We start from the raw sequence: 16,684 nt of genomic DNA, 5'->3' as shown, positions 1-16,684 counted from the left end.
CTACGGCTACCGCAGGGTTACGTCTATTTAACACGCAAAACCCAATATGTAAGGGAAGCTTGATGAACACAAGGGGGTGCGCATGACCGGGCGGCCGGGACGGACGGGCAGGGGCGCGGGACAGGCCAGCTCCGGCGATCTGCTCGAACTGGTGCGCAGCGGACGGGCGGTGACACGGGGTGCGCTCCAGCAGGTGACCGGACTGTCCCGGGCCACCGTCGGCCACCGCCTGGACCGGCTGTTCCGGGCCGGCTGGCTGCGGGAGGGCGCCGGCGGCCCGGTCGGCTCCCCGCTCGGCGGACGACCCGCCGTCACCCTGGAGTTCGACGACTCCCACGCCGTCGTCCTCGCCGCCGACCTCGACACCCGGCACGCCCGCGCGGCCGTCCTCACCCTGGCCGGCGACCTCCTCGCCGAACACTCCGGCACGCTCGCCGTCGACGACGGCCCGGAGGCCGTCCTCGGTGAACTCGGGCGCTGGTTCGCCCGGTTGCTGGCCGAGGCGGGGCACCGCGCCGGAGAGGTCTGCGGCATCGGACTCGGCGTACCGGGACCGGTGGACAGCGAGACCGGCCGGGTCGTGCAGCCCCCGATCATGCCGGGCTGGGACGGCTACGACATACGGGGCCGGCTCTCCCGCGCCTTCACCGAGCACACCGGCGCCCACGCGGTCCCGGTCCTGGTCGACAACGACGCCAACCTGATGGCCTACGGCGAACAGCGCGCCGGGCACCCCGACTGCACGGCCTTCATGCTGGTCAAGGTCTCCACCGGCATCGGCGCCGGGGTGGTCGTGCACGGCTCGGTCTACCGGGGCGTGGACGGCGGAGCCGGCGACATCGGGCACATAAGGGTGGGCACCGAGGCGCTGTGCCGGTGCGGCTCGTACGGCTGTCTCGCCGCCGTCGCGAGCGGTGGCGCGGTGGCCCGGCGGCTGGCCGCGTCCGGGGTGCCGGCGGCCTCCGGCTCGGACGTACGGGACCTGCTGGCCGCCGGCCACCCGGAGGCCGCCGCACTGGCCCGGGAGGCCGGCCGCCGGGTCGGGGACGTGCTGGCGACCGTGGTGACGCTGCTCAACCCGGGCGTCCTGATGATCGCGGGCGACCTGGCCGGGACGCCGTTCGTCACCGGTGTGCGCGAGCTGCTCTACCAGCGGGCGCTGCCCCGCTCCACGGCCCGCCTTGAGGTCGTCACCTCCCGGCTCGGCGAGCGGGCCGGGCTGCTGGGGGCCGGTGCGCTGGTCGTGGAGCACCTGTACGCGCCGGAGCGGGTCGAGGAGCGGCTCACGGCGATGGGCGTGTGACACGGGCGATGGGCCTGTGACGTGGACGGTGGGTGTGTGACGTGGACGGTGGGTCTGTGACGCGGGTGTTTCCGGGGGCGGGGCCCGTCCGGGGCCGGGTCCGCATGGTGGAACGGGCCGCTCTGTGGCAGCGTGATTCTCGCCACCCTTGAGGAGGGTCGCGCTCAGATGAGCGGATCATGCACGACTGCACTTCTCCAAAGGGTGGCACTGGGTGCCACCCTTTGATCGTTCATCGATCGAACTCAGTCGTGCTGGGTGGTGCTCATGTGAGCGTGAAACTTACCTCAAGGGAGCTGTTGTCTTCAAGAAGTGAAAACACTGAGCGCGCTTGGCTTGCCAAGCCTTGACTTTCGATCCGCTGGCGGACAGGTGGTTACAGGCGTGTGACGCGCAAGTGGACGTACCCATGGGCCTTCGATCTGGGTATGTTCCTGGCCGTCAGGGCAGCCACCGTGGCCTCAAGGAGTCGAGACCCGTGTCGGAAAACAAAGATCCCCACGCAGCGAAGTTCGTTTACGACTTCACCGAGGGCAACAAGGACCTCAAGGACCTCCTCGGTGGCAAGGGTGCCAACCTCGCCGAGATGACCAACCTGGGTCTTCCGGTCCCTCCCGGCTTCACCATCACCACGGAGGCCTGCAAGGTCTACCTGGACAGCGGTGAGGAGCCCGCGGCACTGCGTGACGAGGTCAGTGCGCACCTCGACGCCCTCGAGCACAAGATGGGCAAGAAGCTCGGCCAGCCCGACAACCCGCTGCTGGTCTCGGTCCGCTCCGGCGCCAAGTTCTCCATGCCCGGCATGATGGACACCGTCCTGAACATCGGCCTCTCCGACAAGTCCGTCAAGGGCCTGGCCGAGCAGGCCGGCGACGACCGCTTCGCGTGGGACTCCTACCGCCGCCTGATCCAGATGTTCGGCAAGACCGTCCTCGGCGTCGACGGCGACCTCTTCGAGGAGGCCCTGGAGAAGGCCAAGCACGCCAAGAAGGTCACGATCGACACCGACCTGGAGGCCGCCGACCTGAAGAAGCTGGTCGCGACCTTCAAGAAGATCGTCAAGACGGAGGCCGGCCGCGACTTCCCGCAGGACCCGCGCGAGCAGATGGACCTCGCCATCAAGGCGGTCTTCGACTCCTGGAACGGCGACCGCGCCAAGCTGTACCGCCGCCAGGAGCGCATCCCGCACGACCTCGGCACCGCCGTCAACGTCTGCTCCATGGTCTTCGGCAACCTGGGCCCGGACTCCGGCACCGGCGTCGCCTTCACCCGCGACCCCGCCTCCGGCCACCAGGGCGTGTACGGCGACTACCTCCAGAACGCGCAGGGCGAGGACGTCGTCGCGGGCATCCGCAACACCGTCCCGCTGGCCGAGCTGGAGCAGATCGACAAGAAGTCGTACGACCAGCTCATGCAGATCATGGCGACCCTGGAGAACCACTACAAGGATCTCTGCGACATCGAGTTCACCATCGAGCGCGGCCAGCTCTGGATGCTCCAGACCCGCGTCGGCAAGCGCACCGCCGGCGCCGCCTTCCGCATCGCCACCCAGCTCGTGGACCAGGGCCTGATCGACGAGACCGAGGCGCTCCAGCGCGTCACCGGCGCCCAGCTGGCCCAGCTGATGTTCCCGCGCTTCGACGAGCACGCCAAGACCGCGCAGGTCGGCCGGGGCATCGCCGCCTCGCCGGGCGCCGCGGTCGGCAAGGCCGTCTTCGACTCCTACACCGCCGTGAAGTGGTCCCGCTCCGGCGAGAAGGTCATCCTGGTCCGCCGCGAGACCAACCCCGACGACCTCGACGGCATGATCGCCGCCGAGGGCATCCTGACCTCGCGCGGCGGCAAGACCTCCCACGCGGCCGTCGTCGCCCGCGGCATGGGCAAGACCTGTGTCTGCGGCGCCGAGGAGCTGGAGGTCGACACCAAGCGCCGCCGGATGACGGTCCCCGGCGGCCATGTGGTGGAGGAGGGCGACCTGATCTCCATCGACGGCTCGTCCGGCAAGGTCTACCTGGGCGAGGTCCCCGTCGTGCCCTCCCCGGTCGTGGAGTACTTCGAGGGCCGGATGCACCCCGGCGCCGACGACGCGGACGAGCTGGTCGAGGCGGTCCACCGCATGATGGCCTTCGCCGACCGCAAGCGCCGCCTGCGCGTGCGCGCCAACGCCGACAACGCCGAGGACGCGCTGCGCGCCCGCCGCTTCGGCGCCCAGGGCATCGGCCTGTGCCGCACGGAGCACATGTTCCTCGGTGACCGCCGCGAGCTGGTCGAGCGCCTGATCCTGGCGGACACGGAGCAGGAGCGCGAGGAGTCCCTCAAGGCCCTGCTGCCGCTCCAGAAGAAGGACTTCGTGGAGCTCTTCGAGGCGATGGACGGCCTGCCCGTCACCGTCCGCCTCCTCGACCCCCCGCTGCACGAGTTCCTCCCCGACATCACCGAGCTGTCGGTCCGCGTGGCCCTGGCCGAGTCCCGCCAGGAGCCGCACGAGAACGACCTGCGCCTGCTCCAGGCCGTCCACCGCCTGCACGAGCAGAACCCGATGCTGGGCCTGCGCGGCGTACGCCTGGGCCTGGCCATCCCCGGCCTGTTCACCATGCAGGTCCGGGCGATCGCCGAGGCCGCGGCGGAGCGCAAGGCGGCCAAGGGCGACCCGCGCGCGGAGATCATGATCCCGCTCGTCGGCACGGTCCAGGAGCTGGAGATCGTCCGTGAGGAGGCGGACCAGGTCATCGCCGACGTCCAGGCGGCGACCGGTACGGAACTCAAGCTGGCGATCGGCACGATGATCGAGCTGCCGCGCGCCGCGCTGACCGCCGGACAGATCGCGGAGGCCGCCGAGTTCTTCAGCTTCGGCACCAACGACCTGACCCAGACGGTGTGGGGCTTCAGCCGCGACGACGTGGAGGCCTCCTTCTTCACGGCCTACCTGGAGAAGGGCATCTTCGGCGTCTCCCCGTTCGAGACGATCGACCGGGACGGTGTCGGCTCCCTCGTGAAGTCGGCGGCGGAAGCGGGCCGGCGGACCCGCCCCGACCTGAAGCTCGGCGTCTGCGGCGAGCACGGCGGTGACCCGGAGTCGGTGCACTTCTTCCACGAGGTCGGCCTGGACTACGTCTCCTGCTCCCCGTTCCGCATCCCGGTCGCCCGCCTGGAGGCCGGCCGCGCGGCCACGCAGTCGACGGGCAGCGACCACCGCTAGGCACCCCGGACCCCGGAGCCGTCGTCGGTCCCCGACCCTCAGCCGATCGGCGGCGGCTCCGGCACACGAAAAGAGAGGCGGCGGCATCCCTGTGCGGGGGGTGCCGCCGCTTCGCGTGCGGCCGGCGGCGAGACGCTCCGGCCGTGACATGTGCGTGCAACACCCCTTTCGTAATCGTCGTGGATGGTTGATCGTTGGGCCGTGCATCGATGACGGATGTCTGGGGGCACAGGATGACGATCAGCCGCAGGACCCTGCTGGCCGCGGGTGCGGGCGCCGGACTGCTCACCGCGTGCGGAGGCAACACCGGGCGCGGGGGCGGCGGTTCGGGGCCGTCGCTGTCGCAGTGGTACCACCAGTACGGCGAGCAGGGCACCGAACAGGCCGTGCGGCGCTACGCCGGCGCGTACGAGAAGGCACGCGTCGACGTGCAGTGGCGGCCGGGGAACTACGACCAGCAGACCGCCGCCGCGCTGCTCACCGGCGCCGGACCCGACGTCTTCGAGGTCAACGGGCCGACGCTCGACCAGATCCGGGGCGGCCAGGTCGTCGACCTCACCGCGCTGCTGGAGGGCGTCAAGGACGACTTCGCGCCGGCCGCGCTCGCGCCGAAGACGTACGACGGCCGGATCTGGGCCGTCCCGCAGGTCATCGACACGCAGCTGCTCTACTACCGCAAGAGCCTGCTGAAGGACGCCGGCGTGGAGCCGCCCACCACCCTGGACGCCCTGGTCGACGCGGCCCGCGCACTCACCGACCGCAGGACCAAGGGGCTGTTCCTCGGCAACGACGGGGGAGCGGGCGTGCTCGGCGGCACACCCCTGTACGCGGCGGGACTCAGCCTCGTCACCGAGGACGGGAAGCCCGGCTTCGACGACCCTGCCGCCGCCCGCACCCTCGGCAAGCTGCACCGGCTGTACGCCGACAGATCGCTGCTCCTGGGCGCGCCCAGCGACTGGTCCGACCCGTCCGCCTTCGTCCAGGGGCTGACCGCGATGCAGTGGTCCGGGCTGTGGGCGCTGCCGCAGGTGCGCAAGGAACTCGGCGACGACTTCGGGGTGCTGCCGTTCCCCGCGGACGGGCCCGGCGGCCGGCCCGCGGTACCCGTCGGCGCGTACGGGTCCGCCGTCAGCGCGCGCAGCAGGCACCGGGAGGCCGCCGCGGACTACGTGAAGTGGCTGTGGGTCGAACGGACCGACTACCAACAGGACTTCGCGTTGTCCTACGGCTTCCACATCCCGGCCCGGATCTCCCTCGCGAAGAAGGCGGACCGGCTGAGGTCGGGGGCCGCCGCCGACGCCGTCCGGTTCACCACCGACCACGGCTACGCCCAGCCGCTGCTGTGGACCCCGGCGGGTCAGACCGCCTACCAGGACGCGCTGAGCCGGATCATCAGGAACGGCGCCGATCCCGCGCGTGAGCTGCGGCCGGTCGTCGGGAAGGTGTCGGCCGAACTCGACCGTGTGAAGAAGAAGCCGTGAGGCGGCGGCGGGCGCTGTGGTTCTGGGTGTTCGTCGGGCCGTTCGCCCTCGGGCTCGCCCTGTTCACGTACGTACCGCTGCTGTGGAGCGTGGCGCTCAGCTTCTTCGACGCGCGCAACACCGTCACGCCCACGCACTTCACCGGGCTGGACAACTACACGGCGATGCTCGGGGATCACGCCTTCCTCGACAGCCTGCGCACCTTCCTCGTCTTCACCGCCTTCATCGTGCCCGTCACCTACGGGTGCTCCCTCTCCCTGGCCCTGATGGTCAACCGGGTCCGGCGCGCCCGGGCCTTCTTCCGGTCCGTGTTCTTCCTGCCGGCCGCGTGCAGCTACGTGGTGGCCGCGCTCGTGTGGAAGATGTCCGTCTTCAGCGGGGTGCGGTTCGGGCTGGCGAACACCGTGCTGGGCTGGTTCGGCGCCGACCCCGTCGCCTGGCTGGCCTCGCCCGACCCGCCCTGGTACTGGCTGGTCATCGTGACCGTACGGCTGTGGCTCCAGGCCGGGTTCTACATGATCCTGTTCCTCGCCGGGCTCCAGCGGATCGACCCGGTGCTGTACGAGGCGGCGGCCGTGGACGGGGCCCGGCCCGGCTGGACCGTGCTGCGGCACATCACCCTGCCCCAGCTGCGGGCCACCTCGGTCGCGGTCGTGCTGCTGCTCGTCGTCAACGCCTTCCAGGCCTTCGACGAGTTCTACAACCTGCTGTCGGACGCGCGGGGCTATCCGCCGTACGCCCGGCCGCCCCTGGTCTACCTGTACTACACGGCGCTCGGGCAGGGGCAGAACCTGGGGCTCGGCAGCGCGGGCGCGGTGATCCTGGCGCTGGTCGTCGCCGTCGTCACGGTGGGGCAGGCGCGCTGGCTGCGGCTGGGAAGGACGGACGGCGATGGATGACGCCCTGGTGCGGGCGGGCCGGGCGCTGCGGCTGGTGCTGCTGATCGCGCTCGCCCTGCTCTTCCTGATCCCCTTCTACCTGCTCCTGCGCAACGGCCTGTCGGCCGAGCGGGACATCACCTCCCCGCGGTGGACGTTCTTCCCGCGTCAGGTGCGGTGGGGGAACGTCGGCGAGCTGTTCGCCGATCCGTCCGTGCCGTTCGCCCGGTCCCTGCTCAACTCCGCGCTGATCGCGGTCGCCACCACCCTGGGCACCCTGCTCCTGGCCTCCCTCGCCGGGTACGGCCTGGCCCGCATCCCCTACCGGCACGCGAACAAGGTGTTCTACGCCGTCCTGGGCACCCTGCTGGTCCCGGCGGCCGTCACCTTCGTCCCCAGCTTCGTGCTGGTGTCGTCGCTGGGCTGGATCTCCACGCTGCGAGGGCTGATCGTCCCGACGCTGTTCCCGGCGTTCGCCTGTTTCGTCTTCCGGCAGTACTTCCTCGGGTTCCCGCACGAGCTGGAGGACGCGGCGCAGGTGGACGGGCTCGGGTACTGGCGGACGTACTGGCTGGTCGTCGTGCCCAACGCCCGGCCGGTGTTCGCGGCCGTCGGGACCATCGTGTTCCTGGGCGCCTGGAACTCCTTCCTGTGGCCGCTGGTGATCGGGCAGGACCAGAACGCCTGGACGGTGCAGGTCGCCCTGTCCACGTTCACCACCGCCCAGGTCGTACGGCTGCACGAGCTGTTCGTCGCCGCCGCCGTGTCGGTGCTGCCGCTGCTGCTGGTGTTCCTGTGCTTCCAGCGGTGGATCGTGGCGGGGGTGGAACGGTCCGGGATCGACTGACGGCACGCTCAGTCGAGCGAGGGCGGGGCCGCGCGGACCTCGTACGTGGCCAGCTGTACCGTCCCGTCGTCCAGGCACCGGCCGCCGGCCAGGTCGAAGCGCTGCTTGAGCAGCGGGGACGCCACGAACGGGCGGCCCTCGTGGCTGCCGGTCAGGCCGCGCGAGAGGACGGCCGCCCCGGTGAAGGGGTCGCGGTTGTCGACGGCGTACAGCCGGTCCGCGCGGTCGCGGAAGACGGCCACCTGGCGGCCGTCCGGCAGCAGGGCCGCCACCCCGCGGCCCGGGACCAGTGTGCTCAGGTCGCAGACCGTGAACCAGCCGTCCGCCAGCTGGAGCTGTACGGTCAGGTCGGTCGTCTCGAGTGCCAGGGTCATCGCTGGGCGCTTCCTTCCAGGACGTCGTCGGCGGGCCGCAGGCCGATCTTCAGCAGCGGCAGGTCGGGCTTGATCTGATCGCGCTCGGGGACGAAGGAGACGACCGGGTCGGGGGTGTCCGGGGCGTTCACGAAGGACACGAACCGGGCCAGCCGCTCGGGGTCGTTGACGGTCTCCGCCCACTCGTCGCGGTAGTGCGCGACGTGCGCCCGCATCAGCTTCTCCAGCTCGTCGCAGATGCCGAGCGAGTCGTGCACCACCACGTCCCGTACGTGCTCCAGGCCGCCCGGGATGCGCTCCAGCCAGGTGCTGGTGCGCTCCAGACGGTCGGCCGTACGGATGTAGAACATCAGGAACCGGTCGATCAGGCGCACCAGTTCGGCGTCGGACAGGTCCTGGGCCAGCAGGTCGGCGTGGCGCGGGGTGGCACCGCCGTTGCCGCCGACGTACAGGTTCCAGCCGTTGGAGGTGGCGATCACCCCGAAGTCCTTCGACTGGGCCTCCGCGCACTCGCGGGCGCACCCGGACACGGCCGACTTCAGCTTGTGCGGGGACCGCAGCCCCCGGTAGCGCAGCTCCAGGTCGATCGCCATCCGCACCGAGTCCTGCACGCCGTAGCGGCACCAGGTGGAGCCCACGCAGGACTTCACCGTGCGCAGTGACTTGCCGTACGCGTGCCCGGACTCGAAGCCGGCGTCCACCAGCCGCGCCCAGATCAGCGGCAGCTGCTCGACCCGGGCGCCGAACATGTCGATCCGCTGACCGCCGGTGATCTTCGTGTAGAGGCCGAAGTCCCGGGCGATCTCGCCGATCACGATCAGCTTCTCGGGCGCGATCTCCCCGCCGGGGATGCGCGGCACCACCGAGTACGAGCCGTTCTTCTGGAGGTTGGCGAGGAAGTGGTCGTTGGTGTCCTGGAGGGCCGCCTGCTCGCCGTCCAGGACGTAGCCGCTGGCGCCGATCGCCGGGGCGAGCGAGGCGATGACCGAGCCGACGGCCGGCTTGCACACCTCGCAGCCGTCCCCGCCCCGGGCGCCCTCGCGGCCGTACCGGTCCAGCAGCTCCCGGTACGACGTGACCCGCAGGGCGCGGACGATCTCGTACAGCTCCTCGCGGGTCTGGGGGAAGCAGCCGCACAGCCCCTTGTCGACCTCGACGCCGGACGCCTCCAGCTCGGCGGTGACCAGTTGGCCGAGGACCTTCACGCAGGAGCCGCAGCCGGTGCCGGCCCGGGTGCACTTCTTCACCTCGGGCACGGTGGTGCACGCGTGGTCGGTGACCGCGCCGCGGATCGTGCCCTTGGTGACGTTGTGGCAGGAGCAGATGACCGCGTCGTCCGGCAGCGCGGACGGGCCGAGCCGGTCCGCCGGGCCGGCGCCGGCGGGCAGCACGAGCGACTCGGGGGAGACGGGCGGCACCGAGCCGGTGAGCGCCCGCAGGGTGCCGTACGCCTCCGCGTCGCCGACCAGGACACCGCCGAGCAGCGTGCCGTCCCGGCCGATGACCAGCTTCTTGTACAGGCCGGCGCGGGAGTCGGAGTAGACGACGTCCAGGCAGTCCGCGGTGGTGCCGTGCGCGTCGCCGAACGACGCCACGTCCACGCCGAGCAGCTTCAGCTTGGTGGACAGGTCGGCGCCGGTGAAGGACGCCTCGTCGGCCGCGATCGTCGCCGCGGCGGTCGCCGCCTGCTCGTACCCGGGCGCCACCAGGCCGTACACCCGGCCGTCCGCCGCCAGCGCGCACTCGCCGATGGCGAACACGTGCGGGTCGGTGACGGTACGGCACTGCTCGTCGACCGTGATGCCGCCGCGCTCGCCGACCGTCAGACCGCAGTCGCGGGCCAGCTGGTCGCGGGGGCGGACACCGGCGCTGAACACGACCAGGTCGGTGGCGAGTTCGGAGCCGTCGGACAGCCGCATGCCGGTGACGGCACCGGAGGCGTCCGTCACGATCTCCTGGGTGCCCACGCCGGTGTGGACCGTCAGGCCCATGTCCTCGATGGTCCGCAGGAGTGCCGCGCCGCCGCCCTCGTCCACCTGCACCGGCATCAGGCGCGGCGCGAACTCCACGATGTGGGCGTCGAGTCCGAGGCCCTTGAGGGCACCCGCCGCCTCCAGCCCGAGCAGGCCGCCGCCGACCACGGCGCCCGTCGAGGCCTTCCGCGCCGCGTACTCCTCGATGGCGAGGAGGTCCTCGATGGTGCGGTAGACGAAGCAGCCGGTGGCGTCCTTGTTCGGCACCGGCGGCACGAACGGGTAGGAGCCGGTGGCCAGGACCAGGACGTCGTAGCCGACCACCAGACCGGAGCGGGCGGTGACCCGCCGTGTCTCGCGGTCGATCGTCTCCGCCGGGTCGCCGAGGTGCAGTTCGATGCCGTGGTCCTCGATGAACCGCCGGTCGGTCAGGGACAGGTCCTCCGGCGTCCGGCCGGAGAAGTACGAGGTCAGCTGGACGCGGTCGTACGCCGGACGTGGCTCCTCGCACAGCACGACCACGCGGTGCGTGGCGGTCAGGCCGCGCTCGGCGAGCGCTTCGAGGAAGCGCTGGCCGACCATGCCGTGGCCGACGAGCACGATCGTGGGGGTGGCCTGAGGGGTGGCGGACATTCAGGAGCCTCCATCATGGGTGAGCAGGTGGAGCAGGGGGCCGTCACCGGGGAGCGGCTCTGCTCCCTCCCAGGCGCGGGCGAGCGTGCCCACGGTGCCGAGTTCGCCGACGAGGACCCCGCCGACCAGGCGGTCGTCACGGACGACGACCTTGCGGTAGGTGCCCCGGGTGGCGTCGGCGAGCCGCACCACGTCGTCGCCGGGGCGTACCTCGGTGTCGCCGAACGCGGCGAGGTCGAACGGGGAGCCGGGGCCGGTGAGGGTCAGCCGGGTCAGGGAACGGGTGCCGCGGTAGCGGGCGCCCGGGTCGCCGGCGAGCAGCCGGGCGAGTACGTCGGCCTGTTCCAGCGCGGGGGCGGCCAGGCCGTAGACCGTGCCGTCGTGCTGGGCGCAGTCGCCGACGGCGTGGATGTGCGGGTCCGAGGTGCGCAGCGCGTCGTCCACGAGGACGCCCTTGTGGACGGCGAGCCCGGCCTGTTCGGCCAGGCCGGTGCGCGGGCGCACCCCGCAGGCGACCACCACGAGGTCGGCGTCCAGGGCGTAGCCGTCGGCCAGTTCCACCGAGCGGACGGCGCCCGCGACGCAGCGCACGTCCCGCACCCGGCACTCGGTGTGCACCTCGACGCCCAGGTCCGTCAGGTGCCGCAGCACCAGCCGGGAGGCGTCCGGGTCGAGCTGGCGCTCCATGAGCCGTTCGGACTGCTGGGCGAGGACCACCTGCGCGCCGCGCACGGCGAGCGCGCGGGCCGCGGAGACCCCCAGCAGGCCGCCGCCGATGACGACCGCGCGCACCCCCGGCCGGACGGCCTTCGCCAGGCCCAGGCAGTCGTCCAGGGTGCGGAACGCGTGCACGCCCTCGGGCAGGCGGTGGCCGGCCGTGAACAGGCCGCGCAGCGGCGGCAGTACGGGGTTGGAACCGGTGGCCAGGACCAGCGTGTCGTAGGCGATCGGCATGCCGTCGGCGCGGGTGACGGTCCGGGCCGTCCGGTCGATGCCGGTGATCCGGGCGCGCAGCAGGCCGGCGGGCGGCGGGAGGGCGATCACCTCCGGGGCGTACCGGCCGGCCAGCACCTCGGCCAGCAGGACGCGGTTGTACGGGGGGTGCTCCTCCTCGCCGACGAGCAGCGCGGGCGTACCCAGCTCGCCGAGCCGCCGGGCGAGCCGTACGCCCGCGAGGCCGGCGCCGATCACCACCACACGCGTATTCGAGGTCATGTCCCGAGCGTGCGTCCCCGACGTTACCCGGTGGCATCACTCCTGTTTCCCACGGGGAACGCTGCCCTCAGTGGCGGCACACCGGGAGTGTGAGGCCCGCGTGCCTGGCTCACCCGGCCGGTCGACGGCCACTCGGCGGCTGCCCGGTGCCGTGGCGGCTGCCCGTCAGGTGCGCGAACACCACCACGTTGCCCTGGTAGCCGGTCGTCCTGGAGTAGCCGCCGCCGCAGGTGATGACGCGCAGTTCGGGGCGGGGCGCGGCGCCGTACACCTTGTCGTCGGGGAAGCCGCGGGCCGGGTACACCTCCACCGCGTCCACGGTGAAGACGGCCACGCTGCCGTCCCGGCGGTCCACCTCGACGGTGGCGCCCCGCTTGAGCGCGCCCAGGTCGTAGAAGACGGCCGGGCCGTCGGTGTTGTCGACGTGCCCGGCGACGACCGCGGTACCCGTCTCGCCTGGCACGGTGCCGGCCTCGTACCAGCCGGCCAGGTTCTTCCGCCCGGCGGGCGGCGCCTCCAGATTGCCGGAGCGGGTGAGGGCCAGGCCCGTCAGCGGGGCGTCCACGCGGATCGCGGGGATGCGGATGCGGACCGGCAGGGACGGCGTGAGGGCGGGCGCCGCGAACCGCTCGTCCCGCGGGTCCGGGCGGCCCTCGGCGGCCGTCGGCTGCGGGGGTGTGTGGCGGCCGGTGCCACCGTCCAGCAGCCATACGCCCGAGCCGAGGGCGACGACGGTGACGGCGGCTATGGCGGTGTCGCCGAGCCTGGCTCTCCTGCGCATGCGAACCCCTCTCCCGGGGGCGCGCCCCCGAACGGGACTGAGCAGGGGACCGGCCTCGGGGCCGGTCCCCTCCCCCTCCGGGCCGCGAGGGGCGTCGGACCCGGAGGGGGCGGGACGTGCGGTACCGGCGGACGGACAGCGGAGGGTGTCCGTCAGATCCCGTCGCCTCTCGCCCGGCGATGCAGGAGCCAGGTACCGCCCACGGCGGCGACGGCCAGCGCCGCCACACCCGCCGTGGTCTGCACGGGGTCGGGACCGAGTCCGCCGCCGACCCCCGTCTTCACACTTCCCCGCGGCTGCACCTGTTCGTGCGCCGCGCCCAACGCCACCACCAGGTCGCCCGCCACCTGCCGGCTGCCCTCGGCGCACCTGGCGACGATCTCGTACGTCCCGGGCTGCGCGCTCGGCGGCACCCGGAACTGGCCGATCGCCTCGCCGTCGTGGGCGGTGGGCGCCAGCGTGAAGACGCCGGCGCCGACCGCGCCCGCGTCCCCGGTCGCCGAACCCCGGTCCCCGCACACGGCGGTGTTCACCGTGACCTGACCGCCGGGCGCCACGGTGGACGGGTACACGTCCAGGCGGCCGGTGCCCCCGGCCAGGCCGTGGGCGGGGGCCGCGGCGGTCACGGCGAGCGCCGTACCGGCCAGCAGACGGGCAGTGCGTCGCATGGTGCTCCCCAGAGCTTGTCCGACTCGTCCAGGGGTGCGCCCCTGCCCTACCGAGATAAGTCGCACTCGCGGGGATCCGCTTCCCGGGCACCGCCGCGGATGCGGTGAACGGGTGGCGCGGGCGGCCCCCCACACGGCCCAGCCGGGGTGTGTTCCGGCAGGTCACGGCCGGGTGAGGGGCCGGGTACGAAGAGCACACGATTGGCCTCCACCCGCGACGGGGTGCGGCCGGTGCCGGCGCGGCTCAGTTCACGTCGACCGCGCTCCAGGCGGCGGCGACCGCGGCGTACTCGGTGCTGCCGGCGCCGTACAGGTCCCTGGCCGCGTTCAGGGTGGCGGTGCGCGCGCCCGCGTAGTTCGTGGAGGACGTCATGTAGACCGTCAGCGCCCGGTACCAGATCCTGCCGACCTTGTCGCGGCCGATGCCGGTGAGCGTGGCGCCGTTCGCGGTCGGCGAGTCGTAGCTGACACCGTTGATCGTCTTCGCCCCGCTGCCCTCGGCGAGGAGGTAGGCGAAGTGGTTGGCGACGCCGGAGGAGTAGTGGACGTCCAGGTTGCCGACCGACGCGCTCCAGTAGTCGGCCGAACTGCCGTCCCGGGAGGGCCGGTCCATGAAGCGGAGGGCGGCCTTGCCGAAGCCGGGGCGGACGATCTTCTCGCCGATCAGGTAGTCACCCGGGTCGGAGGAGTTGCCCGCGTACCACTCGACCATGGTGCCGAGGATGTCGGAGGTGGCCTCGTTCAGCCCGCCGGACTCCCCGGAGTAGGCCAGCGCCGCCGACTTGGCCGTCACGCCGTGCGTCATCTCGTGCCCGGCGACGTCCAGCGCCACCAGCGGGCCGAAGGTGGTGCCGTCACCGTCGCCGTACGTCATGCAGAAGCAACTGTCGTCCCAGAAGGCGTTGTTGTAGTTGCTGCCGTAGTGGACGCGGTTGTACGAGCCCTTGCCGTCGTTCCCGATGCCGTTGCGGCCCTGGACGTTCTTGTAGTAGTCCCAGGTCGCGTCGGTGCCGTACTGCGCGTCGACCGCCGCCGAGGAGCGGTCCGCGGCGGTACCGGTGCCCCAGTGGTTGTCGGCGTCCGTGAACAGGGTCGCGGGGGCCCGGCTGACGCAGATGCCGAAGATGCACAGGTCGGTCTTGCCGGCGGCGTCGCCGGTGTAGGTGTTCCCGCGCGTCGGGTCCTTGAGCTGGTACGACGACCCGGACGGGGTGGTCTCCAGCGGCACCGTCCCGCTGTACAGGGACGCGCCGTCACCGGCGGCCGTCTCGATGCTGTCCCAGGCGTCGATCCGGGTGCCGGAGCGGGCGTCGGTCAGCACGGTGCGGGCGACGGGGTTGCCGAGTGTGTCGAGGCCGACGGCGTCGGTCCGCCAGGCCAGCCGGGGGCGGCCGTGCAAGGCGTCGACCACCAGCCGCGGCTTGGCCTTGACCTGCTCGATCCGGTCGCCGGGGTGGGCCGCGCGCAGGGCGCTCACCGCGAGACCGGCGGCCTTCGGGCCGGAGACCTCCGGGGTGACGGAGGGCAGGGAGACCGGCTGCCGGGTGGCCCGGTCGGCACCGCGGTAACGGCCGTCCCTGGCCAGGTGGACGACGAAGTCGCCGCCGAGGACGGGGAGCCGGTGATAGGTGCGGTCGTAGCGGACGTGCTGGGTGCCGTCCTTGTCCACGACGACGTCCCGGACGCTGGTGTCCTGGCCGGCGGTGAGGCCCAGGCCGGCCGCGTGGGCCAGGAGGGCGGAGGCCCCGTTGCGGATCGCGGCGGCCTGGGTCGGTCTGCCGTCGGCGTGGGCGGCGGGGGAGAGGGTGACGGTCAGCAGGGCCGCGCTGGTGACGGCGGCGCCGGCGGTGGCGATGCGACGGGTTCCTCGGACGTGGTGCCGTATCCGGCTCATCTGTCTCCTCGGGAAGGCGCCCGGCAGGCGTGGGGGTGGCGCGGATGTCACTGAGATTTAAGGGGCCATGACATGTCATGTCCATAGCGTCTTCATGGAGGTGTGTGGGGAACCGGCGGGGGTACAGAATCGGTTCCGTGACCGCCGAGGACCTCCCGCCCCGCAGCTCAGGCCCCGGTGCCCCCCGCGGCCCCCGCCCGTTCTTCGTCTACGGCACCCTGCGCGCCGGCGCGGCGAACCACGACCGGTTCCTGCGCGGACGCACCCTCCCCGGGGAACCGGCCCGGCTCACCGGCGCCGTGCTGTACGACGGCCCCGGCTACCCCTACGCCGTCGAGCGGCCCGGCGGACAGGTGCGCGGGGAACTGGTGACCGCGCTCCCGGAGGCGTACGAGAGTCTGCTCACCGACCTCGACCGGCTGGAGGGCTATGTGCCGGGCGACCCCCGGAACCTCTACGAACGCGTCGCCCGGGACGTCGAACGCGCCGACGGCACCACCGTCCGCGCCTGGGTGTACCTGGCCGCCCCGCGCGTCGCCGACCGGCTGCGCGTCCGGGGCCGGCCGATCCCGGGCGGCGAGTGGCCGGACGGCCGCTGACTCAGCCCAGCAGGGCCAGCCCCTCGGGTACCTCGATGCCGAACTCCTCCGCCACCACGCGCCGCGCCTCCGCCTCCCGCGTCAGCGTGCGCTCGGTGACCGTGCCGTCGGCGAGGGTCTGCGTGAACCGCGCGCCGTCCAGAGCGAGATGACGCTCGGCGGTGGTCCGCTGGAGATAGGGGCGGCGGGTGAACGGGGAACGCGGGTGCGTGGCGACGAACCAGTTGAACACCTCCAGGTCGACGGCGGTGAACGGCTCGCGCGTGAACGCGTACTGCCCGGCCCACACCCCGTCCCGGCGGTCGTACGCCTGCAACTCCCACAGCTCCAGCGGCCCCTCGTGCGGCAGTCGGGCCAGCCGGTGCCGGCGCCCGGCACCCTCGTACTCGGCGCCGGGGACCAGCGGCACCGGCAGCAGCAGCGCCCCCGGGGCGCCGAAACCGACGTCCGCCAGACAGGGACCGGCCTCGCCCGCCACCTCCACCTGGAGCATGGTGTGCGTCCGCGGCCGGCTGTCCGGGCTCTCGGCGCCCAGCACCACCCGGCCGGCCAGCGGGGTCACCCGGAAGCCGAGCGCCTCCAGCGCCAGCCGGAGCAGGGTGTTGTGCTCGTAGCAGTAGCCGCCACGCCGGCCGTGCACCATCTTCGCCATCAGGTCGGCGGGCGCCAGCGAGGGCACCGATCCGCGCAGCGGGTCCAGGTTCTCGAACGGCAGCGACAGCGCGTGCGCCAGGTGGACACCCCGCAGGGTGTCCAGGGAGGGCCGCCGCTCGCCCTGCCAGCCGATGCGGTCGAGATAGGCGTCGAGGTCGTACTGCTCGGTGCCGGCCATACCCCGA

13 protein-coding genes are annotated in these 16,684 nt (G+C 72.5%); 6 read left to right on the top strand and 7 right to left on the bottom strand.

The genetic code is table 11. The features are described from left to right. Positions 1-82 precede the first annotated feature (82 nt). The 5 genes from AB0F03_RS02630 (at position 83) to AB0F03_RS02610 (ending at position 7,708) form a co-directional block, all read left to right on the top strand. Positions 83-1,303: an ROK family protein gene (locus AB0F03_RS02630; protein ID WP_361985752.1), complete on the top strand. Its 1,221-nt coding sequence runs from the start codon at positions 83-85 to the stop codon at positions 1,301-1,303. A gap of 478 nt (positions 1,304-1,781) precedes the next feature. Beyond that, positions 1,782-4,502, top strand: coding sequence for a pyruvate, phosphate dikinase (gene ppdK / locus AB0F03_RS02625; RefSeq protein WP_361985749.1), 2,721 nt, complete (start codon positions 1,782-1,784; stop codon positions 4,500-4,502). Positions 4,503-4,735: 233 nt separating this feature from the next. After that, the gene (locus tag AB0F03_RS02620) at positions 4,736-5,983 is read left to right on the top strand and encodes a sugar ABC transporter substrate-binding protein (RefSeq protein ID WP_361985746.1); all 1,248 of its coding nucleotides are present in this window, start codon (positions 4,736-4,738) and stop codon (positions 5,981-5,983) included. Then, positions 5,980-6,882 carry a sugar ABC transporter permease gene (locus AB0F03_RS02615; protein WP_361985743.1) on the top strand — a complete coding sequence of 301 codons (903 nt, stop codon included), beginning with the start codon at positions 5,980-5,982 and terminating at the stop codon, positions 6,880-6,882. The genes AB0F03_RS02620 and AB0F03_RS02615 overlap by 4 nt, the downstream gene beginning before the upstream one ends. Next, the gene (locus tag AB0F03_RS02610; RefSeq protein ID WP_361985740.1) at positions 6,875-7,708 is read left to right on the top strand and encodes a carbohydrate ABC transporter permease; all 834 of its coding nucleotides are present in this window, start codon (positions 6,875-6,877) and stop codon (positions 7,706-7,708) included. Before AB0F03_RS02615 ends, AB0F03_RS02610 begins: the two co-directional genes overlap by 8 nt. Before the next feature lie 8 nt (positions 7,709-7,716). Here AB0F03_RS02610 and nirD read toward each other — a convergent pair whose 3' ends face one another. The 6 genes from nirD to AB0F03_RS02580 form a co-directional block, all read right to left on the bottom strand. Further along, the gene (gene nirD / locus AB0F03_RS02605) at positions 7,717-8,082 is read right to left on the bottom strand and encodes a nitrite reductase small subunit NirD (protein ID WP_361985737.1); all 366 of its coding nucleotides are present in this window, start codon (positions 8,080-8,082) and stop codon (positions 7,717-7,719) included. Then, a complete protein-coding gene (nirB, locus tag AB0F03_RS02600; protein ID WP_361985734.1) occupies positions 8,079-10,688 on the bottom strand; it encodes a nitrite reductase large subunit NirB in 2,610 nt (869 codons plus the stop codon). Before nirB ends, nirD begins: the two co-directional genes overlap by 4 nt. Continuing rightward, entirely contained in the window at positions 10,689-11,903 is a 1,215-nt protein-coding gene (locus AB0F03_RS02595; RefSeq protein WP_361985731.1) for an FAD-dependent oxidoreductase, read from the bottom strand. 109 nt (positions 11,904-12,012) lie between these two features. After that, positions 12,013-12,684, bottom strand: a complete 672-nt coding sequence (locus AB0F03_RS02590) for a class F sortase (protein ID WP_361985728.1) — start codon at positions 12,682-12,684, stop codon at positions 12,013-12,015. A 152-nt stretch (positions 12,685-12,836) separates the two neighbouring features. Further along, positions 12,837-13,352, bottom strand: a complete 516-nt coding sequence (locus AB0F03_RS02585; RefSeq protein ID WP_361985726.1) for a hypothetical protein — start codon at positions 13,350-13,352, stop codon at positions 12,837-12,839. A gap of 244 nt (positions 13,353-13,596) precedes the next feature. Next, positions 13,597-15,246: a M4 family metallopeptidase gene (locus AB0F03_RS02580; protein ID WP_361985723.1), complete on the bottom strand. Its 1,650-nt coding sequence runs from the start codon at positions 15,244-15,246 to the stop codon at positions 13,597-13,599. Between the two features lie 137 nt (positions 15,247-15,383). On the opposite strand from AB0F03_RS02580, the gene AB0F03_RS02575 reads away from it, so the two are divergent. After that, the gene (locus AB0F03_RS02575; RefSeq protein WP_361985720.1) at positions 15,384-15,845 is read left to right on the top strand and encodes a gamma-glutamylcyclotransferase family protein; all 462 of its coding nucleotides are present in this window, start codon (positions 15,384-15,386) and stop codon (positions 15,843-15,845) included. Position 15,846: 1 nt separating this feature from the next. Here AB0F03_RS02575 and AB0F03_RS02570 read toward each other — a convergent pair whose 3' ends face one another. Then, the gene (locus AB0F03_RS02570; RefSeq protein ID WP_361985717.1) at positions 15,847-16,677 is read right to left on the bottom strand and encodes an arylamine N-acetyltransferase; all 831 of its coding nucleotides are present in this window, start codon (positions 16,675-16,677) and stop codon (positions 15,847-15,849) included. Positions 16,678-16,684: the final 7 nt, after the last annotated feature.

It is taken from the genome of Streptomyces sp. NPDC028722 (assembly GCF_040637655.1).
In the GTDB taxonomy this organism is placed as follows: Bacteria; Actinomycetota; Actinomycetes; order Streptomycetales; family Streptomycetaceae; genus Streptomyces.
Note: the sequence above shows the minus strand (reverse complement) of the source record. Positions and strands in the feature narration are given on the sequence as shown.